The organism is Acinetobacter sp. D009, assembly GCF_038562025.1.
GTDB lineage: Bacteria > Pseudomonadota > Gammaproteobacteria > Pseudomonadales > Moraxellaceae > Acinetobacter > Acinetobacter pittii.
On record NZ_CP151886.1, the window covers coordinates 2,842,346 to 2,865,628 of the forward strand.

General features: G+C 40.2%; 26 protein-coding genes. 4 read left to right on the plus strand and 22 right to left on the minus strand.

The genetic code is table 11. From position 1 onward, the window contains the following. Positions 1 to 9 precede the first annotated feature (9 nt). The 12 genes from AAC388_RS13570 to AAC388_RS13625 are packed head-to-tail and all read right to left on the minus strand — an operon-like array spanning position 10 to position 10,433. Complete coding sequence (locus AAC388_RS13570) at positions 10 to 1,476, minus strand: aldehyde dehydrogenase (RefSeq protein WP_342370799.1); 1,467 nt, start codon at positions 1,474 to 1,476, stop codon at positions 10 to 12. A 13-nt stretch (positions 1,477 to 1,489) separates the two neighbouring features. Further along, entirely contained in the window at positions 1,490 to 2,281 is a 792-nt protein-coding gene (locus AAC388_RS13575; RefSeq protein ID WP_342370800.1) for an aspartate dehydrogenase, read from the minus strand. Positions 2,282 to 2,296: 15 nt separating this feature from the next. Next, complete coding sequence (locus AAC388_RS13580) at positions 2,297 to 3,091, minus strand: SDR family oxidoreductase (RefSeq protein ID WP_204085979.1); 795 nt, start codon at positions 3,089 to 3,091, stop codon at positions 2,297 to 2,299. Between the two features lie 15 nt (positions 3,092 to 3,106). Beyond that, a complete protein-coding gene (locus AAC388_RS13585; protein WP_068530344.1) occupies positions 3,107 to 3,931 on the minus strand; it encodes an alpha/beta hydrolase in 825 nt (274 codons plus the stop codon). A gap of 35 nt (positions 3,932 to 3,966) precedes the next feature. Next, a complete protein-coding gene (locus AAC388_RS13590; RefSeq protein ID WP_002117566.1) occupies positions 3,967 to 4,488 on the minus strand; it encodes a cupin domain-containing protein in 522 nt (173 codons plus the stop codon). 23 nt (positions 4,489 to 4,511) lie between these two features. Continuing rightward, positions 4,512 to 5,735 (minus strand): MFS transporter, encoded by a 1,224-nt coding sequence (locus AAC388_RS13595; protein ID WP_005075416.1) that lies wholly within the window; start codon positions 5,733 to 5,735, stop codon positions 4,512 to 4,514. A 43-nt stretch (positions 5,736 to 5,778) separates the two neighbouring features. After that, positions 5,779 to 6,990, minus strand: a complete 1,212-nt coding sequence (locus AAC388_RS13600) for an FAD-dependent oxidoreductase (RefSeq protein ID WP_342370801.1) — start codon at positions 6,988 to 6,990, stop codon at positions 5,779 to 5,781. Between the two features lie 28 nt (positions 6,991 to 7,018). Continuing rightward, entirely contained in the window at positions 7,019 to 7,948 is a 930-nt protein-coding gene (locus AAC388_RS13605; protein ID WP_342370802.1) for a VOC family protein, read from the minus strand. An 11-nt stretch (positions 7,949 to 7,959) separates the two neighbouring features. Beyond that, entirely contained in the window at positions 7,960 to 8,724 is a 765-nt protein-coding gene (locus AAC388_RS13610; protein WP_005070723.1) for an SDR family oxidoreductase, read from the minus strand. Further along, a complete protein-coding gene (locus AAC388_RS13615; RefSeq protein ID WP_342370803.1) occupies positions 8,717 to 9,784 on the minus strand; it encodes an aromatic ring-hydroxylating dioxygenase subunit alpha in 1,068 nt (355 codons plus the stop codon). Before AAC388_RS13615 ends, AAC388_RS13610 begins: the two co-directional genes overlap by 8 nt. Positions 9,785 to 9,800: 16 nt before the next feature. Next, positions 9,801 to 10,100 (minus strand): recombinase-like helix-turn-helix domain-containing protein, encoded by a 300-nt coding sequence (locus AAC388_RS13620; protein WP_342370804.1) that lies wholly within the window; start codon positions 10,098 to 10,100, stop codon positions 9,801 to 9,803. A 27-nt stretch (positions 10,101 to 10,127) separates the two neighbouring features. Further along, positions 10,128 to 10,433 carry a non-heme iron oxygenase ferredoxin subunit gene (locus tag AAC388_RS13625; RefSeq protein WP_002117586.1) on the minus strand — a complete coding sequence of 102 codons (306 nt, stop codon included), beginning with the start codon at positions 10,431 to 10,433 and terminating at the stop codon, positions 10,128 to 10,130. 273 nt (positions 10,434 to 10,706) lie between these two features. Here AAC388_RS13625 and AAC388_RS13630 point away from each other — a divergent pair, with 273 nt between their 5' ends. Next, positions 10,707 to 11,519, plus strand: coding sequence for an IclR family transcriptional regulator (locus AAC388_RS13630; RefSeq protein ID WP_017399043.1), 813 nt, complete (start codon positions 10,707 to 10,709; stop codon positions 11,517 to 11,519). Between the two features lie 45 nt (positions 11,520 to 11,564). Here the strand turns inward: AAC388_RS13630 and AAC388_RS13635 are convergent, their stop codons facing one another. Together AAC388_RS13635 and pnuC are read right to left on the minus strand one after the other, a co-directional pair. Then, entirely contained in the window at positions 11,565 to 11,864 is a 300-nt protein-coding gene (locus tag AAC388_RS13635; RefSeq protein ID WP_032056871.1) for a hypothetical protein, read from the minus strand. A 14-nt stretch (positions 11,865 to 11,878) separates the two neighbouring features. Next, the gene (gene pnuC, locus AAC388_RS13640) at positions 11,879 to 12,460 is read right to left on the minus strand and encodes a nicotinamide riboside transporter PnuC (RefSeq protein ID WP_005070736.1); all 582 of its coding nucleotides are present in this window, start codon (positions 12,458 to 12,460) and stop codon (positions 11,879 to 11,881) included. Between the two features lie 247 nt (positions 12,461 to 12,707). Here pnuC and AAC388_RS13645 point away from each other — a divergent pair, with 247 nt between their 5' ends. After that, complete coding sequence (locus AAC388_RS13645; protein ID WP_342370805.1) at positions 12,708 to 13,496, plus strand: crotonase/enoyl-CoA hydratase family protein; 789 nt, start codon at positions 12,708 to 12,710, stop codon at positions 13,494 to 13,496. A 101-nt stretch (positions 13,497 to 13,597) separates the two neighbouring features. Here AAC388_RS13645 and pgaD read toward each other — a convergent pair whose 3' ends face one another. The 5 genes from pgaD to AAC388_RS13670 all read right to left on the minus strand — a co-directional run bounded on the left by pgaD (position 13,598) and on the right by AAC388_RS13670 (position 18,568). After that, on the minus strand, positions 13,598 to 14,017 hold the full coding sequence (pgaD, locus tag AAC388_RS13650; RefSeq protein WP_017403159.1) for a poly-beta-1,6-N-acetyl-D-glucosamine biosynthesis protein PgaD: 420 nt from the start codon (positions 14,015 to 14,017) through the stop codon (positions 13,598 to 13,600). A gap of 83 nt (positions 14,018 to 14,100) precedes the next feature. Continuing rightward, the gene (pgaC, locus tag AAC388_RS13655) at positions 14,101 to 15,360 is read right to left on the minus strand and encodes a poly-beta-1,6-N-acetyl-D-glucosamine synthase (protein ID WP_002117710.1); all 1,260 of its coding nucleotides are present in this window, start codon (positions 15,358 to 15,360) and stop codon (positions 14,101 to 14,103) included. A 13-nt stretch (positions 15,361 to 15,373) separates the two neighbouring features. Then, the gene (gene pgaB, locus AAC388_RS13660; RefSeq protein ID WP_342370806.1) at positions 15,374 to 17,368 is read right to left on the minus strand and encodes a poly-beta-1,6-N-acetyl-D-glucosamine N-deacetylase PgaB; all 1,995 of its coding nucleotides are present in this window, start codon (positions 17,366 to 17,368) and stop codon (positions 15,374 to 15,376) included. A 243-nt stretch (positions 17,369 to 17,611) separates the two neighbouring features. After that, positions 17,612 to 17,950, minus strand: a complete 339-nt coding sequence (locus tag AAC388_RS13665; protein WP_002117532.1) for an FKBP-type peptidyl-prolyl cis-trans isomerase — start codon at positions 17,948 to 17,950, stop codon at positions 17,612 to 17,614. Positions 17,951 to 18,037: 87 nt separating this feature from the next. Continuing rightward, complete coding sequence (locus tag AAC388_RS13670) at positions 18,038 to 18,568, minus strand: YaeQ family protein (RefSeq protein ID WP_005075397.1); 531 nt, start codon at positions 18,566 to 18,568, stop codon at positions 18,038 to 18,040. A gap of 189 nt (positions 18,569 to 18,757) precedes the next feature. Here AAC388_RS13670 and dctA point away from each other — a divergent pair, with 189 nt between their 5' ends. Continuing rightward, positions 18,758 to 20,020 (plus strand): C4-dicarboxylate transporter DctA, encoded by a 1,263-nt coding sequence (gene dctA, locus AAC388_RS13675; protein ID WP_342370807.1) that lies wholly within the window; start codon positions 18,758 to 18,760, stop codon positions 20,018 to 20,020. Between the two features lie 45 nt (positions 20,021 to 20,065). Here dctA and AAC388_RS13680 read toward each other — a convergent pair whose 3' ends face one another. Next, complete coding sequence (locus tag AAC388_RS13680) at positions 20,066 to 21,064, minus strand: GTP-binding protein (protein ID WP_202732859.1); 999 nt, start codon at positions 21,062 to 21,064, stop codon at positions 20,066 to 20,068. Between the two features lie 500 nt (positions 21,065 to 21,564). On the opposite strand from AAC388_RS13680, the gene AAC388_RS13685 reads away from it, so the two are divergent. Then, a complete protein-coding gene (locus AAC388_RS13685; RefSeq protein WP_000761577.1) occupies positions 21,565 to 21,765 on the plus strand; it encodes a hypothetical protein in 201 nt (66 codons plus the stop codon). 130 nt (positions 21,766 to 21,895) lie between these two features. Here AAC388_RS13685 and AAC388_RS13690 read toward each other — a convergent pair whose 3' ends face one another. Then, the gene (locus tag AAC388_RS13690) at positions 21,896 to 22,411 is read right to left on the minus strand and encodes an acyl-CoA thioesterase (protein WP_005070756.1); all 516 of its coding nucleotides are present in this window, start codon (positions 22,409 to 22,411) and stop codon (positions 21,896 to 21,898) included. 250 nt (positions 22,412 to 22,661) lie between these two features. Continuing rightward, positions 22,662 to 23,276, minus strand: coding sequence for a MarC family protein (locus AAC388_RS13695; RefSeq protein ID WP_002117499.1), 615 nt, complete (start codon positions 23,274 to 23,276; stop codon positions 22,662 to 22,664). Positions 23,277 to 23,283 lie beyond the last annotated feature (7 nt).

Here is a 23,283-nt window from a genome sequence, read left to right on the forward strand (position 1 = left end):
TTGAATTTATTAATCGCACCAAGGGTTAGGCTGTTCATTCAGTCCCATATAAATACTCTTTTGTTGCATGTACGATAAAATGCCCAAACGGCCTTTTTCACGCCCAATCCCACTGTCTTTAAAGCCACCAAAAGGCGCACTAATCGAGAACTTTTTGTAGGTATTAATCCATACCGTTCCCACTTCTAATGCACGTGCAATACGCCAAGCTTTACGATAGCTTTCAGTCCAAATACCTGCGGCAAGACCAAAACAACTGTCATTGGCTTGGGCAATTAAATCTTGCTCGTTGTCATATTTCATAACGACTAAAACAGGGCCAAAAATTTCTTCCTGACAGGTTTGAGCACTGTTATTTAAGCCCGTGATAATGGTTGGTAAGTAATAGCTTCCTTTGGCATAGTCACCAGTGGTAAGTGCCTCTCCACCAATCAAAACTTGACCACCTTCGCTTTTAGCAAGCTGTACATAGCGGTCAACTGACTGCAAATGTTTGTCATTGACCAGTGGCCCTAAATGCACACCCGCTTGTTCTGGATGGCCCACACGTAAGCATTTGGTAATTTCAACCAAACGCGTTAAAAACTGATCGTAAAGACTGCTATGAATAAACAAGCGAGAACCTGCGATACACGCTTGGCCTGCCGAGCTAAAAATTCCGTACGCCACACCTTTAGCAGCCAGTTCGACATCTGCATCTGGTAAAACGATGGTTGGTGACTTACCACCTAACTCAAGTGAAGTAGTAATCAGTTTGTCTGCGGCAATATGTGCCAAATGACGACCTGTGGTTGTTCCACCTGTAAAAGAAATTTTACGAACCAATGGGTGCTGAGCAATTGCATCACCAATCACAGAACCGCGCCCCACTAACACACTGAGTAAGCCTTTTGGTAAACCAGCCTCTTCAAAAATTTTGGCAAGCTCTAAAGCAATCAGTGAAGTTGCTTCTGCTGGTTTTAAAACCACGGCATTTCCTGCTGCCAAAGCTGGAGCAAGTTTTTGAACCTCACTCGCAATTGGAGAGTTCCAAGGGGTAATAGCTGCCACAACACCTACAGGTTCATGCACGCTCATGGTCATAAAGTCTGGAGCACGTTGAGTGGTAAGCTCATCGTTCAACGTTTCACATGCCGCAGCAACATAGCGTGCAGTTGCCGCCGCGCTCATCACTAAACCACGAGTTTCGGTTAAAGGCTTCCCATTATCTCGGGTTTGCAGTTTCGATAATTCATCTACACGCGCTTCAATAATGTCTGCAACTTTATAAAGAATACGTGCACGCTCATGCGGCAAACTGTTTCTCCAGCTCGGTTGACGCCAAGCCTGATCCGCTTTTTCAATTGCTTCATTTACATCTTCAAGCGTTGCTGTTGAAAGCTCAGCGTTTACCGACTGATCTGCCGGAAAAAGGCTTTGAATGACTGCACCACTGCCTAATCGCCATTCACCCGCAATATAAATTTCCTTTGCCATGATCAAATCCTTCTTAAATTTGTATTGCTTCTACACTGTTGCGACAAGCACGAATCACGCTAAGCGCAGCCAAAGTTGATGTTTTTGGGTTACTTGGTAACGGCACGCCCACCAGTTCAATGGTCATTTGTCCAAAACCACCTTCTGCCACAATGGTGTGTTTGTTTTTGTTGATGGTTGGATCAACAGTTAACTCAACCATGGTTTCATCCATACCAAGTCCTGCAAGTGCAATGGTTGCTGCAACATTGGCATTGGCTGGAAATTTGGTTGCAGCTTCACGGGCAGTTCCAGTGAAAAAGACCGTAGGTTCAGCAACATGGTCTAAATCGACCAATTGCTCTGCATAACTGCCCTTCCAGCTTTTTGGACTTTTGCAGCCTTTGTAAGTGACTTTTTGCAAACCACCTTCTTTGGCCGCAGAAATACCGTCAATGCCTGCGATAGCCCCTGCAAGTAAATGCAGATGTGCATCATTTTTTTCGGCAGTTTGCTTAAGCTGAACCAAAAATTCGCTATCAGCCAAAGTACCCACCGAAATCAGGCCAATGGTCCAGCCTTTAGCTAAAACTTTTTGAGCATGCTCTTTCACTGCTGCTTGACCTGCCACCTCAATGACATAGTCAGGCTCACCATCACATTGCTCAATATCTGAAATTACTTGAATGTCAGAAGAGACTTGTGACTGCACTTTTTCAATGCTGCGAGATGGCACTACAATCCACTTGAGTTGCAGATCTTGAGGCAAGTGGGCATACACTTCTGCTGCCATTGCGCCAAAACCAATCATCATCAACTTTTTCATGACAGCACCTGATATTTATAAATGTTTGTTAAAACCACCCGAGACATCTATTGCCGAACCTGTGGTGTAAGATGCCAATGGTGATGCCAAGAAAACTAATGCACGTGCAGGCTCTTCTGGACGGCCTAAGCGCTGCATAGGAATGCCACGATTTTTTGCGATATTGCCTGTCCACTCTTCCCATGACAGATTTAAATCTGAACGGGTTTCATAACGGCGTTTCCACTGCGCAGATTCGACCATTCCAAGTAAAATCGAGTTCACACGAACGCCATATTGAGTAAACTCATGCGCCAATGAATGGGTTAAATTCAACAGCGCAGCGCGTGCAGATGAAGTCGCAATCATGTGCGGTTCCGGTTGCAATGCCAGTAACGAGTTCACATTGGTAATTGAGGCATTTGGCGACTGTTTTAAGTCGTCGAGAAAAGCCCGTACCGGATGTAAGACACTGAAATATTTCAGCTCGATTTCTTTCATCCAGTCTTCATCTTGTGTGTTTTCAAAATTTGAAACACGGCCTTGCCCAGCATTGTTAATGAGCATGTCCACATTGCCCAAATTGAGTTTGACCTCTTTGGCAAATTGCTGAACTTCTTCTTTTTTCAACACATTACATGCTTTGGTAAAAATATTGGCATGTGGAAATTTTTCTAAAATATAGTGCTTAGAAGCATTTAAACGTTCTTCATCGCGACCACACCAAGCAACTTTTGCACCCTCTGCAACCAGTATTTCAACAGCAGCCAGCCCAATCCCAGATGAGCCACCGGTAACAACTGCAACTTTTCCTTCAACTTGGAAGCTCATAATCCTTAATCTCTCTTACGATTGTTCCTGAATCGTCAACATAATTTGGTTAAATGCTTGCGGTTGGTCGACATAACTTAAATGTCCGGCATCTTCTATGACGAAGCGCTGCTCCAACTGCAATTCCTGAGCAAGCTCTTGTATACCTAACGCAGGAGTGATTTGATCTTGCTGCCCTGCAATCACTGTGCATGGGACTTTTAAATCGGTTAAGTAATTACGTATTTCGTCATATGCCAGTAAGTACGATGCATGGGTGAAACCTTGTAAGGTCAACTGCTGCATCACCTCTGAAACTAAAGCTAAGGCCTGTGGTTCTTGTTTATAAATCAAATGAGGTCCACGGCTTTCGGCCATTCCTTTAGCACCGAGTTCTTTCAACATTTTTGGTCTTTTTTCAAAAACCTGAATTTGTGTTTGCTCATCGTAGCGTTGGTAGCCTTGAGCTAAGTTAGCAACAACCAAGTGTTCCACTCGCTCTGGGTAAAGTGCAGCAAATGCACTGGCCTGTAAGGCACCTAATGAGTGTCCGACCACAATCGCTTTTTCAATTTTTAAAACATCTAACAATGCTGCCAAACGCTTTGCGTAGTCAGTAGCATTGGGCTGATCAGTTAAAAGTTCATCTGATTTGCCATAGCCTGGTGCGTCCCAGGCAATGACATGAAAATGATGAGACAGCACTTCAAGTTGGTTTACCCATGAAGCAGAGCCTGAACTAATGCCATGCAACAGCACAAGGTACTCGCCCTGACCGGCTTCCCGATAAGCTTGTTGCTGGCCTTGAACAGTGACGGTTTTCACCGGAAATTCTGCTAACTTTTCAATGAGTGTCATCATTTTCAATTCTTTCCTTCATTCACTTCATCGAACAATTAACGTTTAATTTGAGACAATGGATGCTCTGGTGGATAGTTCGGAATGGTTGGTTTACCTGTTCCCAACATCACACACATCAAGGCATCTTCTTGACCTGGGTTAAATAGACCACGGTAAATACCCGGTGGAATTGAAATCAGATCACGCTCTTTTAAACGGGTTTCAAATTTTTCGCCGTTGTGCTCAATAAACAAATCAATTTCGCCGCGGAGCATAAAGAAAACTTCTTCAACATCGTGGTGAATATGCAAAGGGCCTTCACACTGTGGTGGTAGAACCATGGTTGAAAACGTGAAGTTTTCTGCTGGAACGGTGTTACCGTCATTTGCAACACCTGTTGCACCCGTACCCATGTAACGCATTTGTGCACGGCGATATTTCGGGTCGTAATCTGCTTGGAACTTCAAAGCATCAAAGTCGTATTTACGTGTCTCAAAGCGAGCAATACGTGTGTTTAACCAATCTTCTAAAGAAGCACCCTCTGGTTGTGCCCACGATTCGAATTGTTGTGTAGTCATTTTTTAAACTCCTATACAGTGAATTAATAACGTTTTAAAAGAGGAACCAAGAACAACGACCCAATGACAGCGACAGCAGCCAAGAAGGTAATTCCTAAATTAAAACTGTGTGTTTGCATCACGATGTAACCGATAAGAACAGGCGCAATTGCACTTGCAAAATTACCTAAACCGTTAAATATTCCACCCGCAGTCGCCCCTACATTTGAGGTCGTCACTCTTGCAAGCAGAGCAAATACAGCTGCTACTCCAAAACCCCACGCCATAGCACTTAAAGACATGGCAGCAATAATCAATAATGGCTCGGTCATTATGACCATCACATACATGAAGATGCCCGCGAGTAATAAACCGCTAAATACTTGAATTGCACGGCGGCCTAACTTGTCAGATAAAAACGCACCGATAATTTCGCCAATTAACATGGCAATGAACGGAAAGCTTGAATACATCCCAAACTCTTTGAGATTGAATCCTTTGTCTTGCATTAGGTAAGAAGGAACCCAGCTGTTTAAACCCCACAAATACGTCATCAACGCAATGTTAAAGAGACAAACCAACCAGAATGCGCTGTTGCTGAGCAGCAATTTAGTATTAGTAATGTGACCTTTGAAATTAGTGCGTTTACTCTCGCCCTCAATTTCAACAGTTTTCTTGAGCTGCAAGTTACGCAGACCAAAAACAATGCTAAAAATCGCAATCAGGGTTAGCGCAGCCATCACAAAAAAAGTGGTGTGCCAGTCGTGGTGAGCTAAAACATTTGCAGTGATCGGGAACCCAAGAAATGCACCTATCGGTGTTCCAAGTAAGAACATGGTAGAAGCACGTGCCTGCTGACGGTCTGAATAAGTCTGCTTAACAATGGTATATGCCAAGGCAAATAACGGGCCTTCAGCTAAACCAAGCAGTACACGTAAAATCAACATGCCTGAATAACTGGTGGTGAACCCCATACAGAACATGAGTACGCCCCACGACGTTACGCTCCAGAACAGCATTTTCTTTGGGTTAAAAATGTCACCCAAAAAGCTTAGAAAGACTGATGAAAAACCATAAGCAAGTAAGAAACTTGTCATGAGCCATCCGAGCTTGGCCTTATCTTCAGCAATTCCCATTGCACTTTGAAAATGAGGATCTGAAAATAAAACCGCAATACTAATCTTGTCGAAAAATGCCAGTACCACACACACCATAAGGACAAAAGCAGGTACCCAATGCTTCAATCCACTTTTTTCTTCATTACTCATGTGTCATTCCTTCGATTTGGTAATGAGAACCAGATTTAATGTTTTACGGTTTTAACTTCATGACATTAAATTCAGCATCTGCTAATAATTTTGGATCTAAAACGGTGTTGGCTTGCATCCAACGTTTTGCCAGTTTGACCAGTTTAGAATCATTAATGGCAATCATGTTGAGCAAACGATTTTCATGGTCCAGATATAAATAGCTCACCTGATCTTCACCGCCTTGGCGAATGACTACTTCCTTCGTTTTTTCAGGTTGATAAGTACCTAAAATCTGGATATTAAAGTGATATTGATCTGACCAAAGCCATGGAATATCGCTATATTCAGTTTCAATTCCGAGCATCGACTTTGCTGCTGCAATCGCCTGATTTTGTGCATTTGCCCAAGACTGAATGCAATAACCCAAACCAGGATGAATCGCGACATCACCTGCGGCATAAATGTTTTGATCTGAAGTTTGCCCAAAACAATTCACCACAATGCCATCTTTCACATCGAGACCAGCATGTACACCTAACTCTTTGGCAATCTCAGCGCCTGCACCTACCACAACACAGTCAAATAACTGACTATTTTGTGGGTGATTCACCACTTCAACTTTCTGATTAGGTGCTTCAACCAAATGAAGGCTCTTGCTGTCTAAATGTATTTTTGTACCTTGAGCTTCATGTATATTTTTTAAAAATGCAGAAACTTCCGGACTCACACTTCTTGCACATAAACGGTCGCCATATTCAAAAATATGAACATCTTTACCTTGCTTACGTGCAGTTGCAGCAATTTCTAAACCAATCCAACCACCGCCAATCACAGCGACTTTTTTGGCATTCTTTAAAATTTCAGCTAAACGCTCACAGTCATGCACATTGCGTAAAGTCACAACATTAGGAATGAACTGCCATGTATTAACGGGTACACGGGCACGGCTTCCAGTTGCAATCAGTAATTTGTCATACGGCAAGATCTGGCCGCTTTCTAAATGAACCTGTTTTTGCTCACGATCGACTTTTGTTGCAATTTCCGGTTTATGCCATTGAACGTTGAACTCTTGAACCTGTTCAGGTGAGAACAGATTCAAACTTTCATACGTTGCTTCTTTTGAAAGTACTTGCTTAGACAGTGGCGGACGTTCATAAAACACTTGATCTTCATTTGAAACAACGTGAATTTCACCCACATACCCATTTTGACGCAAGGTACTTACTGCCCAACCCGCTGCCTGTCCGGCACCTACAATTACGATCTTTTCCATAGCCATCTTCCTTGTAAAGCAATCCCTGTTAAACAGGCTTCACCTGACGGCGGGTTGTGTCATCAAGACCACCTTCAATCGCCCATTCAGTGAAAAGCTCTAGACGATGTTCTTCTACACGCGGCTGCCATTCTTCTGTCAAATAGTCATCGTTAGTGTAGTATTCAAATGCACCACCTAATGGTGAGTTGACGTACCAGAAATAAGCAGAAGAAATTGGGTGACGTCCGGGCCCAATAAAGGTTGACCACTCCGAACGATTCATATTTAAACCGCCCCCAATCACCTCATGGATATCACGTACTACAAACGCAACGTGATTTAAGCCAGCAGGTTTATTTGGAACACTGAGCAAGAATAAATCATGGTGATAACCTTCACCGCGACAACGTAAGAATGCACCCCGATTTTTATAAGCATCAGATAAATGGAAACCTACTTTCTCGATATAGAAATTTTCAGTTGTTGCCAAATCCGGTGTGAAAAACACCACGTGTCCAATCGCAACAGGTTGACCCTTTTCATAGACAGGACTTGCGGCATTCACACGTTGAATGTTGCCGTACTGGTTAATACCTTCCGTTTTAAGTTCAGGTACTTCTTTAACAAAACTTTGTTGAAAACGAATAGTCATGCCATTTGGGTCAAGGCACTGAACTGTATTTTCAGTACGTTTAAAACCTTCTACATCGGCCAAACGAGCTGCCAAATCTTCAAGGTCTTGAGTACTTTCAACGCCCCAAGTCACTTCACGTAAAGTTGAACCTTGTTCAATAGCAGCTGGCAAACGATCATCATCACAATTAAATAAATAAATTTTGCTACCGTTTTGAGTTTGATAAAGATCAGCGCCTTCAATATCCGAAGTACTTTGGCTTAAACCAAAATCTGCTAAAAACTTGTTTGAAGCGGCTCTATCTTCAACTCCAAACTTTAAAATCTCGATCCCTGTAATCATTTGACTACTCCTTAGTTAAAGACAAAACCGCCATTGACCGGAATATTTTGACCTGTCACAAAAGAGGACAAATCCGACAGTAGATACAATGCTGTTCCATTTAAATCTTGTGGAAGTTGCTGACGTTGAATCGCTCTTCCGTTGACATATAAATCGTGACGTTCTTGAGGCACATACTCGGTTGCTTCAACCAGAGTAAGACCCGGTGACAATGTGTTGACACAGATATTGGACTGCCCCAACTCTCTTGCCATTGAACGCGTCATGGCAACAATTGCACCTTTACTTGCCACATAAGCCATCAGGTTCGGAGCGCCCCAAAGTGCTGTATCGGAAGCAACATTAATGATCTTGCCGGCAGCCGATTGCTTTAGATGGGGAACGCATGCCTTACTGATCAGCCATGTGCCTTTCACATTAATATTCATGACCCGATCCCAAAGTTCAGGATCGTAATCAATCATATTTTTTCCACCGACATTGGTCGCCAGTGCCGCGCAATTCACAAGGCCATCTAGTCCCTGTAATACTTCAACGCTTTTTGCAACCGCATTTTCAATAGAGTCTGCATTGGCAAGGTCAACGGTGACAGCATGAACGTTTAGTCCTTGTTGCTGTAACGCTTGGGCTTCTTGTTGCACCAAGTCAGACAAAATATCTGCCATCACAACTTCAGCGCCTGCCTCGGCAATCGCTTGCGCGAAATCTCGGCCTAAACCACGCGCAGCACCAGTCACTAAAACTTTTTTGCCTTGCAACAACGCTACATTAGCCATGAGCTTCTTCCTGCATCTCGATACGGTTTGATGCATTTAGTGCAGCAATTTTCTTTAATTGCTTCTCAGCTTCTTTTTTCATTAAACGGCGTAAACGAGCCAGACCAACATCGTGTTGATAGAGGAATTCTTTTTCACGCGCATTTGGCGCAAGGTTTTCTAAAATAATTCGGTCTTGTTCCAATACATCCCAATGCAATTGTTCTAAGTGATTGCGATATAAGAAACGCCATACATTACGTTGCCAACCACTCACCTTACGGCAGCGCCAGAAAAATACGCGAGTATTGTTGGCATCAATTGGCGTTGCATAACCCACAATCCAGAATTCACCACCTGGGCCAAATTGTTTGCGGTATGGGATCGAAAGACGTAACCAGCTTGCACCTGTTGAACCATATTCAACCCAGTCAAAGTTCACACCTGTTTGACCTTCTTTTTCAAAAACAAAGCCATTATCGGTAGTACGGTGCTTCATCTCTGCAGTACGTTCACCATCTGCCATCGAGTGCGATGTCGCATGTAAATAGGTCCCGTGCATTGGGTCCATCACATTATCAATCGCGTATTGATGGTTTACTTTCCAGTCTGCTTGGCAAAGGAACGCACTCCACTCTTCACTTGCAAGTTGCTCTGGGAAAACAAGCGGTGCTGGTTGTTCATTTGCATCAATACCAAACCAGATAAAGATTGCGCCATGTTGCTCAATGACAGGATAGTTCTTTAAACATTTAGTTCCGGTCATTGGACATTCATGAACCGCTGGCACATCAGCAACTACACCATCAGCACGAACTTCAACACCGTGATACCAGCAAGCAACTCGGTCGCCTAAGTTCCAACCAAGGGAAAGACGAGCACCGCGGTGTGGACAGCGATCTTCAAGTGCATGAACCTGACCTTCGGCATCACGCCAAACCACAATATTTTCGCCTAAACGGGTAATTCCGACTGGATTAGCAGCGACTTCCCAACTTGCCAAAACCGGATGCCATTGGTCACGTAAACCAAGTTCTAAATATTCTTCAGCGCTTTGTGAAGTTGATACGATTGCGTTCATTTTATTCTTCCCTGAATCAATAACCTAAACGTTGCATTTCTTCTGTAAAGCTTGCAGAAGTCCATTCATCACCAGATTCACAGCGGAAACCCTGTTGATTAAGTGCAGAAACAACGTCATCTAACTCTGTTGCGCCCGCAGAAAATGCCTGAATCAAGTTTTTTACAAAATACTGTTCATAGAGCGTTGGCTCTTTATAACGTGTCTGCCAAACCAACAATTCAGATTGACCTGGAATTTGAATATTGTTGATACCTGCTTCGGTTGCCGGCGTTGCATGAATCCAGCTTGCCAACTTTTCATTAAATGTCTTCATTGTTCTGCTTCCTTGTACATGTGAGGACTAGAGTTGAATTTGAATATCCTGTCCTTCAACACGAACTGGGTACGTACATAGGTTTCTACACCCTGGCCCACTTTTTAGCTCACCTGTTTGAATGTCAAAAATTGCTTCGTGCAATGGACATTCAACAGTCTGATCTTCGATAAATCCTTCGGTTAATAAGGCATACGCATGAGGGCAAACATTTTCGATAGCAAAGTAATTTTCATCGACGAAAAATACGCCTATTTTTTTCCCTTCAATTTCGATGGCTTTCGGCTCATCTTCGCTAACGTCACCCTGCTGACAAACTGAGATCCAACTCATACCTTGCGTCCTCATTTTGTTTTATATACAAAACATAATTTGATTTTCAAAACACAAGCTAAGCATAATCCCCTTGATCATTTTTTGTCAAAGTAAAAATAAATATAAAATTCATTGTGTTATTAATTTTTAAATATTTTGTTACGTTTCAAGAAGGAAACAAAGTTTTAAATATAAAAATTGTTTTATGCATTTTTAACAATTACAATAGTTATAAAATAAAGCAGCATGCCCCAAATTGAATCATGTTTTATTTATAGGAAAATGACACGAATGAGCATAGCAATTGATGAAGATTCGCAAGAATCGGAAACAACAAAAAATGATGATCGATATTTAGTTCCCGGTCTTGTACGGGGTTTAGCTATCTTGCAAGCATTTAACCAACAAGCGCAAGAAATGACCATTACAGAAATTGCTGAAATTTTAGAAGTGAACCGTTCTAGTGCATTTCGTCTGATCTATACACTCGAATCTTGTGGCTATTTAAGAAAAGCATCTCAAAAAACTTACGCTCTCGATTCAAAAGTTATGGAACTTGGTTTTAACAGTTTATCTAAACTTTCATTACTCGATTTATCGACACCTTTAATGAAAGAACTACGTGACCAAACCAAACTCGCGGTACATCTTTCAATTTTAGAAGGCACTCATATTGTCTTTGTAAATAATATCCAGTCGATGGGAACCTTTACGAGCAACATTAGTTTAGGAACTCGCTGGCCTGCTCATGCAACCGTCATTGGTCAAATGCTTTTATCTGATTTACCTGAAACGGAAGTACGTCAGCGTTACCGCAATTTTAGCGATTGGGACAGTTTCTCTGAACTGACGCCAACCAATTTAAAAGCTTTATTGCAAAGACTCTCTTACGTAAAAACTCAAAAAACCATGGTGAGCTGGGGTCATTACAACCATGATATGGCAGCCTGTGCGGCGCCTATTTTTAAACAGTCAAATGGTAAGATGGTGGCTGTTATCTCTGTAAGTTGTCCAATTACAACTTACGATGAAAGAACATTTAAAGAAGATATCGCAAGTTTAGTTGTTGAAACAGCGAATAAAATTTCCAAATTTATTTATTAAAAAAAGCGACGTTAAGTCGCTTTTTTTTAGATTTTATTTCATAAATTAAAAATTACTTTTTAAAACGTTCTCATTCATATCTTTAAAGATAATTGTCGAATCATTTTCTTTAATATCAAATTTTAAATACTGCTGTTTAAACTGGATTACCGCATAAAACTCTTCTGCACCATCATCTAAACCTGTCGCAGAAATCTGGCTGCCTTGCGGAAATTTCTTAAGCCATGCAGCGTTATAAAAATCTGATACAGAATTAAATTCACAATACTGTTTTGGCTCTGCCATTATTTTTGCAGCAATTTGATCAAATTGTTGTTGTTTATAGACCTCTAAGCTCAACAGCATGATCACACTCCAAATTAAAGCTGGTTTGAGGCTAAAAGCTGTTTCTTTTTAACCTTTTCCCATTGATACCAACCATAAGCTGCCATCAAAACAAATGCTGCATACAAAGCGGCTGTTAAAAATAAATCTTTATAGATGAACATGCCGACATAAATAATATCGACAAATACCCAGAGTATCCAAGTCGCAATATGTTTTCGGCTGGTCCAATACGTTGCAAGCAAACTAAATGCGGCAAGTTGTGAGTCGAGCATAGGAACTGCTGCATCAGTAAAGTTTTTAAGAATTAAGCCAAAAAGCAAGCCACCTACCGCGGCAATGATCATTTGGATGATAGCAGTTTGAACTGCTATCGGTTCAATTCGAATGTCGTGATCTTGCTGCTTTCCTTTGAGCCAGTAGTAAAAGCCATAAAAATTTACGACCATAAAAAAGAACTGCAAAATCGTTTCGCCATATAGCTTAAATTCGTAAAACAAATAGGCATATAAAACAAAGGCAAAGAAATTAAACAGCCAACACCACATATTACGGATTACCGTTAATCCGACTCCAATCAGGCTAATCAAGACTGCAAAGATTTCTAGAGGTGACATAAAAACAGCTGCTTATTGAGATCAATTTGACGAGGTATTATGAGAAAAATATAAAGCGAAGCAAACTGCTAATTTAAATAAATTATGCAAATTGGCATTGTCTGAGGTTTTATTCTTTTCTAATGTCATCGATTTATTTCAATGCACAGACAAAAGAAATACCGATCGAGTCGCGAACAAATTATATTTGCTAGTTTTTAAACGATTGTTTAAAACATGATTAAAGACAAATAAAGAGCGTGACAATATGTCAAATCAAGCAGGAAAAGTCAGCCGTGAAACTCGTGGACATATTTTTTTAATTGGTCTAGATCGGGCAGCAAAACGTAATGCTTTTGATAGTCACATGATCAAAGACTTATCACTAGCGCTCACCGAATATGAAAATAATGATGCCCTGCGCTGCGCTGTTATCTTTGCTCATGGTGATCATTTTACAGCTGGTTTAGACCTAGTTGAGTTACAACCTAAACTCGCTACAGGTGTTTTTGATTTTAGTGAAAATGAAATTAACCCTTGGGGCACAATCGGCCAAAAGCTCAGTAAACCTTTGATAGTAGCGGTACAAGGTTATTGTTACACCGCTGGTATAGAACTATTCCTCAACGCAGATATTACGATTGCGAGTGAAAATACACAATTTGCTCAAATGGAAGTTCAACGTGGCATCTTACCTTTTGGCGGAGCAACCGCCCGTTTTACTCAAGCCGCGGGTTGGGCAAAAGCCATGCGCTATTTACTCACTGGTGACTCTTTCGATGTAAAAGCAGCATTTGATATGAACCTGATTACCGAAATATGCCCAGAAGGTTCTCAGCTCAATCGTGCAATAGAACTTGCTGAACATGTTGCGCAAGCTGCTCCTCTTGCTGTAAAAGCGACTCTCGCCTCTGCGCGTGAAGCTATTAACGAAGGTTACGAGGTTGCCTTTAATCACCTGCAAAGCCATCTTCAACCATTGCTCATAACAGAAGATGTTCAAGAAGGTGTGTTTGCCATGTTGCAAAAAAGACCTCCTGTTTTTAAAGGTAAATAATACCTGCTCAAGCACTGCGCTTTACAGCTTAAAACTTATGGATATACTGAAATTAGCGTAAAAAAAGCCCACATGATGCGGGCTTTTTTTATTAATTGGCTTTATTCAACTCTAACGATTTTACCTAGTTCATCATGATGAACGACTGTAATTTTCTGACTACGTCCCTGCTCAATTTCATGTTCAGGTAAATCAAAATAGCGCGCATAATCATCAGTCTGTTTTGTTTTAAGCGCATTACCACCAACACGATGCTCAGGCAGCACATGACTCCACAACAATAAACAAATTGCACAAGCAATTAACGCAGTAATGCCATGTTCAATGCCTAAACCAAAGGCACTAAACAAACGGTGAACCAAATGTGTTTTTTGGAGCTCAGCCAAAACCCAGATCAGTACAAATGGACGCCACAGCAACAACCAAACCGCCCACATCATGGCTGTGCTTGTTGTAGAAGCATAGCGCTTATGCCATGGTAATTGACGGCGTAAATCAATAATCAACGAATTTGTCTTCATTTCTCTCTTTACCTAACGAAGTGCTGTGGTTTTCCCCAGACATCAATACAGCACGATCTTTAAAATCTCATGACTCTTGCATTTCATCCACGAATGCCCCGATCCGGGCTCACCCAACGCGCACGTTTCTCATCTCCACGTTTTAAAACTTTTGGAAATGCCACAATAGTTGCCGAGATGGTGATTAGCCAAAAGACCAATGGATACCAGATCATCCAGAAATAGTTTTTTCCTAGATGTGGTTCATAACGACTATCCATCCATTTGCTTAAAGCAAACTGAATGAGACAGGTTGCCCCCAATAAAATACCGCTACCATACGGTAAAAATGGAGAGCTCACAACGGCTAAAGCAGGGACCGGTAAAATAAAATGTACCAACCATAATAAAGCCATCGCCAGCATTAAATATGACCAAACTAAGGTTAAGCAAAGCTCAAACATTAAAGGCCATAAAAAATTTAATTTTGGCTTGGTGAACACATCAATATTTTTAATTAATACCTGTGCCCCACCCATAGCCCAACGTAAACGTTGTTTCCACAAACCGTTTAAAGTTTCAGGCATTAAAATCCAGACTAAGGCATTCGGTTCAAAACGAATGTCCCAACCTGCACGCTGCAATTTCCAAGTAATATCGATATCTTCAGTCAACATATTGGGTGACCAATAATCGACTTGGTGAACAGCGCTCTTACGAAAAGCGGTAATTACACCCGATACGGTAAATAAGCGCCCAAAGGTGCGTTGTGCACGTTTAATCATGCCGACAATTGAAGAAAACTCACCAACCTGAATACGTCCTAATAAAGTTGAGCGAGTACGGATACGCGGGTTACCAGTAACCGCTGCAACTGTTGGATTTTCCTGAAAATGACGAATCATCCACTTTGCTGCATGAGGATCAAGTAAAGCATCGCCATCAATACCAATTAAAAACTCGGCATCGGTCATTAAGCTTCCGGCTTGCAACCCCATTGCTTTACCTTGGTTTTGCGCCAAATGAACAACACGTAGTTTTTCATGTTGTGCTGCTAAACGGTCGAGTACCTCACCAGTATTGTCCGAGCTACCATCATTAATCGCAATCACTTCAAAATGAGGATAGTCCAGTTTTAACGCATGGCTAATGGTTTCTTCTGCATTATCCCCTTCATTAAAACAAGGAATTAACACAGCGACTTTTGGATAACTCTCTAATGGAGCAGGTTGATCGTAAGGCGGGGCCTGACGTTCTTTCCAATAGAAAATAATCGCGCCAATCATCCATAAATACGACATGAATAATGGATAATAGAAAACGAATTTTAAGGCATGCGACCATATTGCAGCAAAGATTGTCATGTTTTAGCCTCAACTACGGCACAAGACGAGATGATTTTTCAGCAAATGCTTTATGCATAGTGTCCACATCCGGATGATCTTTAATTGGATCATCTGGGTAATATCCGACATGCATTACACCTTGCTGATAAAGAGAATGAATTGTTGCAGCCATTTCAGTTGAAGGTACCTTTTCGTTTTTACGCCAGTCGGTTGCCTGTAATTCAAAAACGGTTTTCTTAATACCATTTGGATATTGTTTCACGCGATCAACCATATCTTTATAGAACTGATCAGCATTATCTACCTGTTCCATATAAGGCATTGCCATAATAGCCGTAAAGTCATAGCGTTTTAACGACTCTTCAAGCGATTGTGAATACCAATTTTCTGCATATGGTTTTAAAGCAACTTGCGCATATAAGTTACGTGCGGTGAGCAAGAACGGTTCATATTGTCGCACGTCATCAACGAGTTGCATTGCAAAATCATCTAGATATTTTGTCTTATATGCCGTCCATTTTTGCAAATCTTGATCGTTATCACGGATTTTTGCCAAATCTGTTGGCAAGCCTTGTTTCGCATAAGCTTTTAAGGCATCTGGACTTGCATCTTCATAGTCAGATAAGGTGACATCATCATGAAATAAAATCCCGTTAAATGAAGATGACTTAGCCAAATCTTGATAAATCTCACGAATAGTTTGGCGTGCGTCTGCTGAGAACGGACTTAAACGGATATACCCCATGTTGAGGTGTTCACCAGCTTTTGCTTGCTCTGTTACCACCAAATCCTTAGAAACAGGATCAGTTTTTGGTAGTTCCCATGCCAATAAAGGCATCCATGCATAAATACGACTTACAGGCGTACGGGTTTGAATTTGCCATGCTACACGGTTAAATAAGTCGGCACGCATTGGAAGGTGACGGTTCGGGAAATACACCATATCAGCAGAGCCATTCGCATCTGGATCTGAAAAAGCTTGTAAATAAACGGTATTTACGCCCATCGCATTAATTCGGTCTAACAAGTGACCTAAATTACGCTCTTGCTGTTTCGGGTCTGGATCATAAATATAGTCCAGATCAATATGCATAATTTTTTGCGGACGATTGTTATCCGTTAAATTCAATTCACGATTTTTAATTTCTTGAGCCAAATCATCAGTCGTCATATCGCCTTCTACCAAAATACGACTCATATTTTGTAGAGATTGTTTTGCGTGGTCTGCCCCATCATCAAGTGTAATGGTAATTGGCATACCAAGCTTTTTAGCAATTTGAACTGTTTGCATATTATAGCGACCATATGGCCATACCATAATACGTGGTGAACGTAAGCCGTGTGCTTTTAGTAATTCGTTATTTTTCTTTAAGTCGTTATAGATACGTGACTGATATTGTGCATCGTTCTCGTAGGTTTGAGTTTTAACATCATAAAAACGAGTAGTTGCAGCAGGTTCAGAGTTGCCTTGTGGGTTGCCTGTAATACCGCGGTGCAAATGATAGCTATGGCTTGCGATCTCAACAAAGCCACTATCTTGCATTTCTTTCAGCTCAGGCCAGCTTAAGATCTTATCGCGTGGAATTTCTTCCCCTGAAAAATCAACTTTCTGCCCTGCTTTTGGCTCTAACCATGAACCTACTACTGCGAGTACTACAGGGATTTTTTTAGCTTTAATAACAGGATAAGCATTTTGATAAAAAGATTGATAACCATCGTCTACAGTTAATAGAACAGGTTTTGTAGGCAATTGAAATTTACCTTGATGAGCACGGATCAACTGATCAACCGTAATAAAATGGAATCCGTTTTTTTGCAGCCATTCAACATGCTGTGTAAATTGTTGAGTCGTCACTGCATATTGAGGAATTAGTGCATTTTTAGTATCGGTAATTTCATGATAACCAATCACCGTAAGTGTTGACGCGTCCAGTTTAGGTGGTTTGGCTAATGCCATGCTTGACAAACCTGCCAGAGCTAAGCCAAGTGATATGTTCAACAAAGGAGATGCAAAGCGGATAATCATGAAATAGCGTCTCAATAACAATATAGATTATTTATGCGAAGTTTGATTTTAAGACGCAAATTTTTTGGAATTTGGTCTTAATGTCAGCCTGCCCATAAATGAACAGTTTCTCAGTCAGCATTTATAATCAAATAATCTGAAAATAATCTTAAATATTTAAAAAGCTAAAATATAAATTAATAATGTATTTATATTTAAAGCTCATATAAACAAGAAAGCCCCCTAAAGGGCTTTAAATTTTCACTAGTCACGAGTTTTGACATCAAATAATTCAATTTCAAAAATTAAATTAGAATTAGCAGGAATAATCTTACCCATTTTACGCTCACCATAAGCTAAATGAGCAGGTACGATTAATTTACGCTTGCCGCCAACTTTCATTCCCATAATGCCCTGGTCCCAACCTTTAATTACACGGCCTGTTCCAATCACGCATTCAAAATAATTGCCGCGATCAATTGAAGAATCAAATTTTGTACCGTCTTCTAACCAACCTGTGTAGTGAGTTGTAATCAAAGCACCTTTAACCGCTTCTTTGCCTTCACCTACTTTTAAATCGATAATTTCTAATTCATTTGACATGGTTTACCCCTTAATCTGAATCTTTAAAATCGCAATTGGTACTTAGTGTACCAACTGAATCTGTAGAATTTGTTGCGCTTTTCTATATTACTGTAACTGTGTCCACACAACACTTGCCTGACCCTTTTCACCTAAAAGCGTCCACTCGTTGTCCATGACATTTAATTGAAGCTGCATCGTACGTTCACAAAGTTGTTCAAGCTCTGCTGTACTTTGAGGAGCAATTTGCCACACTTGAACATTACTTAACGTTTTAATTTTACTGTTTCGTTTCCACCAGTCTTCGACTTGTGTGCCATACACAACAAGCGCAACTGTTTTACATCGCGCACTGGCTTTTTTGACTTTATCTTCAGACGGTAAGCCAACTTCAATCCATGTTTCTAACTGACCTGTTAAATCTTTTTGCCATAATGCTGGCTCGTCAGTTTCAAAAAGGTCTTTAGTAAACTCAAGCTCATCACTTGCGAAACGGGCAAAAGCCATCAAACGAACCATTAAGCGTTCTAAAGTTTCCGAAGGATGCAAGGCAAGCGTCAGTTGATAATCACCATAAATATGGTCATCCATATTGGCAATATTCAAGTCTGCCTTATAAATTGTTGCTTTAAGCGCCATGATTAATATGTCCAAAAATTTGGCGCTAAGGATACTCGATTTTGGGTAAAAAATTATAAAAAAACTGAACAATGCAAAGCATTGTCATGTGAAATTTGCATATTCTTCCAAAACGCTCAGCTTATTTTATAGTTGGCCGACTTTTTGCTTTAGAGAGAGATATTTTCCTCTTGCTAAAATTGATGACTTATGTGGCTAAAGCTCAAGCGTAGTTTATTTTTACAGGTTCTGTGTGCTCTCTTTCTTGGGGTTGCAGTTGGAATCGGCTTTCATGATTTCTCCCTTTCTCTAAAGCCATTAGGTGATGGTTTTATTTCTTTAATTAAGATGCTGATTGCACCAATTGTATTTTGTGTTGTTGTACTGGGAATCTATGGTGCAAACGACATTAAAAAAATGGGCAAAGTCGGTGCAAAAACTATTCTCTATTTTGAAGTCGTCACCAGTATTGCCTTAATTTTAGGCATTATTGTGGCCTTTGTATTTAAACCTGGCGTCGGCATGAATATCGATATTAGCCATTTAGATGCAAAAGATTTAAGTACCTATACCGAACGTGCCCACGAGATGCATACAGGTTCGGAATTTCTACTCAATATTATTCCGAAGACCTTTACTGCTGCTTTTGCAAACGGCGATATTTTACAGGTTTTATTGATCGCTATTTTATTTGGTGTTTCCCTACTTTTAATTCCTAAACATTTAGCAGAGTTAGTACGTCAAGCGCTTGAAGCTTTTTCGGAAGTCTTCTTTAAAATTATGGGACTTATTATTCGTTTAGCTCCAATTGGTGTATTCGGTTCAGTAGCCTATACCACTGCTAAATTTGGTTTAGATTCACTCTTACAATTGGGTTATTTAGTTTTACTGTTTTATGCAACCTGCATTTTATTTGTCGTTATTGTTTTAGGTTCGATTTTAAAACTTGCCGGTTTCAACATTTTCAAATTTGTGGGTTATTTTAAAGATGAACTCGCTATTGTTTTAGGTACCGCTTCTTCTGACTCTGTTCTTCCTCAAATTATGAAAAAGCTCAAAAATTTGGGAATTAAGGATTCAACTGTCGGTCTGGTTATTCCAACTGGTTATTCATTTAATCTAGATGGCTTTTCAATTTACTTAACTTTAGGGGTGATCTTTATTGCACAGGCCTGCAATATTGATTTATCTATGCATGACTTACTGGCTATTTTGCTAGTTTCACTCATTACTTCTAAAGGTGCACACGGTATTCCAGGCTCGGCTTTAGTTATTCTTGCAGCCACACTTTCAGTGATACCAAGTCTCCCTGCAATTGGCTTAGTTCTTCTACTTTCAGTCGACTGGTTTATCGGAATTATTCGTGCCTGTACCAACTTAATTGGTAACTGTGTCGCGACCGTAGTGATTGCTCACTGGGAAAAAGATATTGACCATGCGCAAGCTAAAGCTGTGTTAGATAGCAAACCTTAATCCCACTCTTCAGAGAACATTGAATTACTTTTGGTTTAATGTTCTCTACTCTTCAAGCTGACAGGCAAGTAATGCTGTTTCAAAAGCCAACCAATCATGGTTATGTTCGCTAATGATTTCAATCCGGTTATCAATACCCTCTTCGCCCGACTTATAATTAAACTGATCAGGATTAAAGTTAAAAACTTTCCATCCTTGATCTGTGTTAAAAATTCCCTTAATTCGGAGCCAGTCTTGCTGTGCACATAATAAATCTAGCAAAGCATAAAACTCGAATTTCCAGCGTTTAGGCAACTTCCAACCAGCCACAATATAACCTTGTGCCGACTCGACATAATGATAAGGTAATTGATTAATTTCCTTTGCGACCTCGGTTTCAGTCATTTGTTTTTGAAGTTTAAGTAAAGGTTGTATAGATCGCTCAGTTAAACGAGCAGCTACATCAATTTTATTTAACGCTAACTGACCATGTTCAATTTTAATCCACTCTTGGTGATAAGGCTGGTATTCGTCTTTTAATAGCTCAAGCGCCTGATCATCTTCAAAAGTCATAACATCGGTATGTGACACCACCACAATCTGGGCAGCTTTTAACTGATCTTCATAAAGGTTTTGTTTAACCCAATTGGTATCATGCAAACGACTACCATCTACCACAGTAATCAGTGCCCGCATGGCTAAACTACTTTGCCAATGAGGCTCAGTCAGTTGGTCAAATAACTGAGAAGGATGCCCAAGTCCAGTCGGCTCAATAAAGAGTCGATCTGGCTTTTGTTCACTCAAAAGACGTGCTAAAGCAATATGCATCGGCAATTGACTGCTACAACATAGACAGCCCCCTAATAGCTCTTTGACTGCATATCCTTCATCTTGAGGTAAGAGTTGTTGGTCTACTCCAATTTGTCCAAACTCATTCATTAATACAGCCCAAACCTCATCTTTAGGCTTTTGGCTTAATAAATGCTGTAATAATGTGGTTTTTCCTGCCCCTAAAAAACCAGAAATAATATGGGTGGGAACAGTTTTTGGGGCTATCAGTTTCACAAGCAGCTCAAATCAACAAGGTTTAAAAAACTAAGAAAGATATATCACTGTTTAAGTAGCATGAAAATGATTTTTAACTTTGAAGATATACTTTTCAATTATCAGACCAAAATAGTTAATATGTGACATACATCTCATTTAAAATCTATATTAACTCTGGATAATTATAATTCAAACGGAATATTCTATTTAGGCGCATTCACAATTCATGCCAGAGTGTTAGGTTTACGTAACACAGTTGATCTTTTTTCATTCGATAAGAAATATTTTTTCACATTTTAAGGTGTATTTAAGCCCTTTTATTTTACAGATTGCTCACATAAATGACCCGTATATTTCATATTGTTAAGATAGCCGTAATAGATTGTTAAGTTAATTGATGTAATACCAAGCTCGGCTTAGCATGTGTCCTAGCTTAGTCATTCAGCCATACAGGTTTCAGGTATGTATGAACGATTAGGTTTAATTTATTTTTAAATGAAATTTAAGGATGCCATAAAATGAAATTAGCTAAAACTTTACTCGCTACTACACTTGCTTTAACTGCTGCTTCAACTTTTGCTGCTTCTAAGCACGACCAAGCACATAACACTGCTGGTGAAGAAAAAGTTGTTGTTTCAACTCAAGAACAAGCAAACACTGCAAATGCTGCATCTGATGCTGTAGGTTCTGCTTCTGAAGCTGCTCCTGCAACTCGTTAATTCTCTCAGCATTCTCCTCCAAGCTCAGAGATAATTTTACTGAAATGAAAAATGGACGCTGAATTTTGGTAAAGAAGAAAAGGATCGAACCATGCTGCGGTTCGATCCTTTTTTAATTCGATGTATTTTTTTAAGAAGTTTTCTTATACATGCTACAAGATGGATTGTGGTTTTCTTGAAGACGTAAAACCTTACGATGCTCAGCAGCTTCAAAGCGGCAACGCTTCCATTCTGTATTGAGATTTAATTGAGGTACTTCACATGGCTTGCCCTGTTCATCAACAGCAACCATCGTGAAATAACAACTATTGGTATGGCGCACTGTTCGCTTCTGGATATTTTGCGCTTCAACACGGATTCCGACTTCCATTGAAGTACGACCTACATGGTTCACACTTGCCAAGAAGGTCACCAGCTCACCTACATAAATAGGTTCTTTAAAATTTACTTTATCTACAGATAAAGTCACCACGTAGCCACCCGAATAACGACTTGCGCAAGCATAAGCGACTTGGTCTAGTAGTTTTAGAATCGTACCACCATGAACATTACCTGAAAAATTTGCCATATCAGGCGTCATCAAAACTGACATCGTCAATTCAGACTGATCATCAGTTGCTGTGGTCATTTCATCTAATGTAGGCATAGCTCAACTCTGTCTTAAAACAAGCTCAGTCAACATTATGGTTGATAATTCACAAAAAAAACATGCTTAAATCCACAACATAGCATTGTATTTTTTAATATCTTTGATTGTTTTTTAAAATTTAATTTTTTAAGACACTATTTTTAAAGTTATTTTTTAAAGCTGTTTTATTTATCTTAGAATTTTTTAGAAGATGCTATGCCATTTTATTCCATGTTCAATGGCATAGCAGGTTCTTATGAGTGACTTGCTAAACTTTATTAATGACGCCTGTCACACCATTAATGATCATATCAATGGCGATCGTACCAATTAATAAAGCAGATAAACGCCCGACAATATCAAAATAGCGGTCAATATGTTTGGCATGTTTATAGCGTAAATGATCATGTGAAAATTTCATCAAAATCAAAATACTGCAAGTTAAAAACAAGGTGAAAGCAATCACTAGGGCTGCTTCACCGATGGACATTTCAATCCCTGTGACTACCGCAGCGCTAATAGTCCCTGGACCGATCATAAACGGCATGGCAATGGTGCCAGCCAGATGTTCTGGAGCACCACGCATTTCTCCAATGGTATCGGCCCCCTGAAACACATAGCGGTAGCCAATCACCAAAAAGATAAGACCTCCAAAAATCTGAAAGGCTTCAAAACGTACATTCAGATATTTACTAAAAATTGTTTCGCCGCCCCATGCAAATAGCATGAACACGACAAAAGCAATCAAACTTCCCTGAATCAGTGCTTTATTAAACACCTTGGCTTCTGAATGGCGGATCAGGCCAATCATATAAATGCTCATTAAAAATGGATTGAGCAACGAGAAAAATAAAGCAAAAGAATGTAGATAAGGAGAAGCCATGCATTTT

Excerpts from the sequence above, each read along its gene's own strand:
- AAC388_RS13610 (WP_005070723.1), bottom strand. The coding sequence starts at position 8,724 with ATGGCTAATGTAGCGTTGTTGCAAGGCAAAAAAGTTTTAGTGACTGGT.
- AAC388_RS13670 (WP_005075397.1), bottom strand. The coding sequence starts at position 18,568 with ATGGCGCTTAAAGCAACAATTTATAAGGCAGACTTGAATATTGCCAAT.
- AAC388_RS13575 (WP_342370800.1), bottom strand. The coding sequence starts at position 2,281 with ATGAAAAAGTTGATGATGATTGGTTTTGGCGCAATGGCAGCAGAAGTG.
- pgaB (WP_342370806.1), bottom strand. The coding sequence starts at position 17,368 with ATGATTATCCGCTTTGCATCTCCTTTGTTGAACATATCACTTGGCTTA.
- AAC388_RS13620 (WP_342370804.1), bottom strand. The coding sequence starts at position 10,100 with ATGAAGACATTTAATGAAAAGTTGGCAAGCTGGATTCATGCAACGCCG.
- AAC388_RS13605 (WP_342370802.1), bottom strand. The coding sequence starts at position 7,948 with ATGATTACAGGGATCGAGATTTTAAAGTTTGGAGTTGAAGATAGAGCC.
- AAC388_RS13625 (WP_002117586.1), bottom strand. The coding sequence starts at position 10,433 with ATGAGTTGGATCTCAGTTTGTCAGCAGGGTGACGTTAGCGAAGATGAG.
- AAC388_RS13635 (WP_032056871.1), bottom strand. The coding sequence starts at position 11,864 with ATGCTGTTGAGCTTAGAGGTCTATAAACAACAACAATTTGATCAAATT.
- AAC388_RS13645 (WP_342370805.1), top strand. The coding sequence starts at position 12,708 with ATGTCAAATCAAGCAGGAAAAGTCAGCCGTGAAACTCGTGGACATATT.
- AAC388_RS13695 (WP_002117499.1), bottom strand. The coding sequence starts at position 23,276 with ATGGCTTCTCCTTATCTACATTCTTTTGCTTTATTTTTCTCGTTGCTC.
- AAC388_RS13690 (WP_005070756.1), bottom strand. The coding sequence starts at position 22,411 with ATGCCTACATTAGATGAAATGACCACAGCAACTGATGATCAGTCTGAA.
- AAC388_RS13665 (WP_002117532.1), bottom strand. The coding sequence starts at position 17,950 with ATGTCAAATGAATTAGAAATTATCGATTTAAAAGTAGGTGAAGGCAAA.
- AAC388_RS13585 (WP_068530344.1), bottom strand. The coding sequence starts at position 3,931 with ATGATGACACTCATTGAAAAGTTAGCAGAATTTCCGGTGAAAACCGTC.
- AAC388_RS13580 (WP_204085979.1), bottom strand. The coding sequence starts at position 3,091 with ATGAGCTTCCAAGTTGAAGGAAAAGTTGCAGTTGTTACCGGTGGCTCA.
- AAC388_RS13570 (WP_342370799.1), bottom strand. The coding sequence starts at position 1,476 with ATGGCAAAGGAAATTTATATTGCGGGTGAATGGCGATTAGGCAGTGGT.
- AAC388_RS13595 (WP_005075416.1), bottom strand. The coding sequence starts at position 5,735 with ATGAGTAATGAAGAAAAAAGTGGATTGAAGCATTGGGTACCTGCTTTT.
- AAC388_RS13685 (WP_000761577.1), top strand. The coding sequence starts at position 21,565 with ATGAAATTAGCTAAAACTTTACTCGCTACTACACTTGCTTTAACTGCT.
- AAC388_RS13590 (WP_002117566.1), bottom strand. The coding sequence starts at position 4,488 with ATGACTACACAACAATTCGAATCGTGGGCACAACCAGAGGGTGCTTCT.
- AAC388_RS13630 (WP_017399043.1), top strand. The coding sequence starts at position 10,707 with ATGAGCATAGCAATTGATGAAGATTCGCAAGAATCGGAAACAACAAAA.
- pgaC (WP_002117710.1), bottom strand. The coding sequence starts at position 15,360 with ATGACAATCTTTGCTGCAATATGGTCGCATGCCTTAAAATTCGTTTTC.
- pnuC (WP_005070736.1), bottom strand. The coding sequence starts at position 12,460 with ATGTCACCTCTAGAAATCTTTGCAGTCTTGATTAGCCTGATTGGAGTC.
- pgaD (WP_017403159.1), bottom strand. The coding sequence starts at position 14,017 with ATGAAGACAAATTCGTTGATTATTGATTTACGCCGTCAATTACCATGG.
- dctA (WP_342370807.1), top strand. The coding sequence starts at position 18,758 with ATGTGGCTAAAGCTCAAGCGTAGTTTATTTTTACAGGTTCTGTGTGCT.
- AAC388_RS13600 (WP_342370801.1), bottom strand. The coding sequence starts at position 6,990 with ATGGAAAAGATCGTAATTGTAGGTGCCGGACAGGCAGCGGGTTGGGCA.
- AAC388_RS13615 (WP_342370803.1), bottom strand. The coding sequence starts at position 9,784 with ATGAACGCAATCGTATCAACTTCACAAAGCGCTGAAGAATATTTAGAA.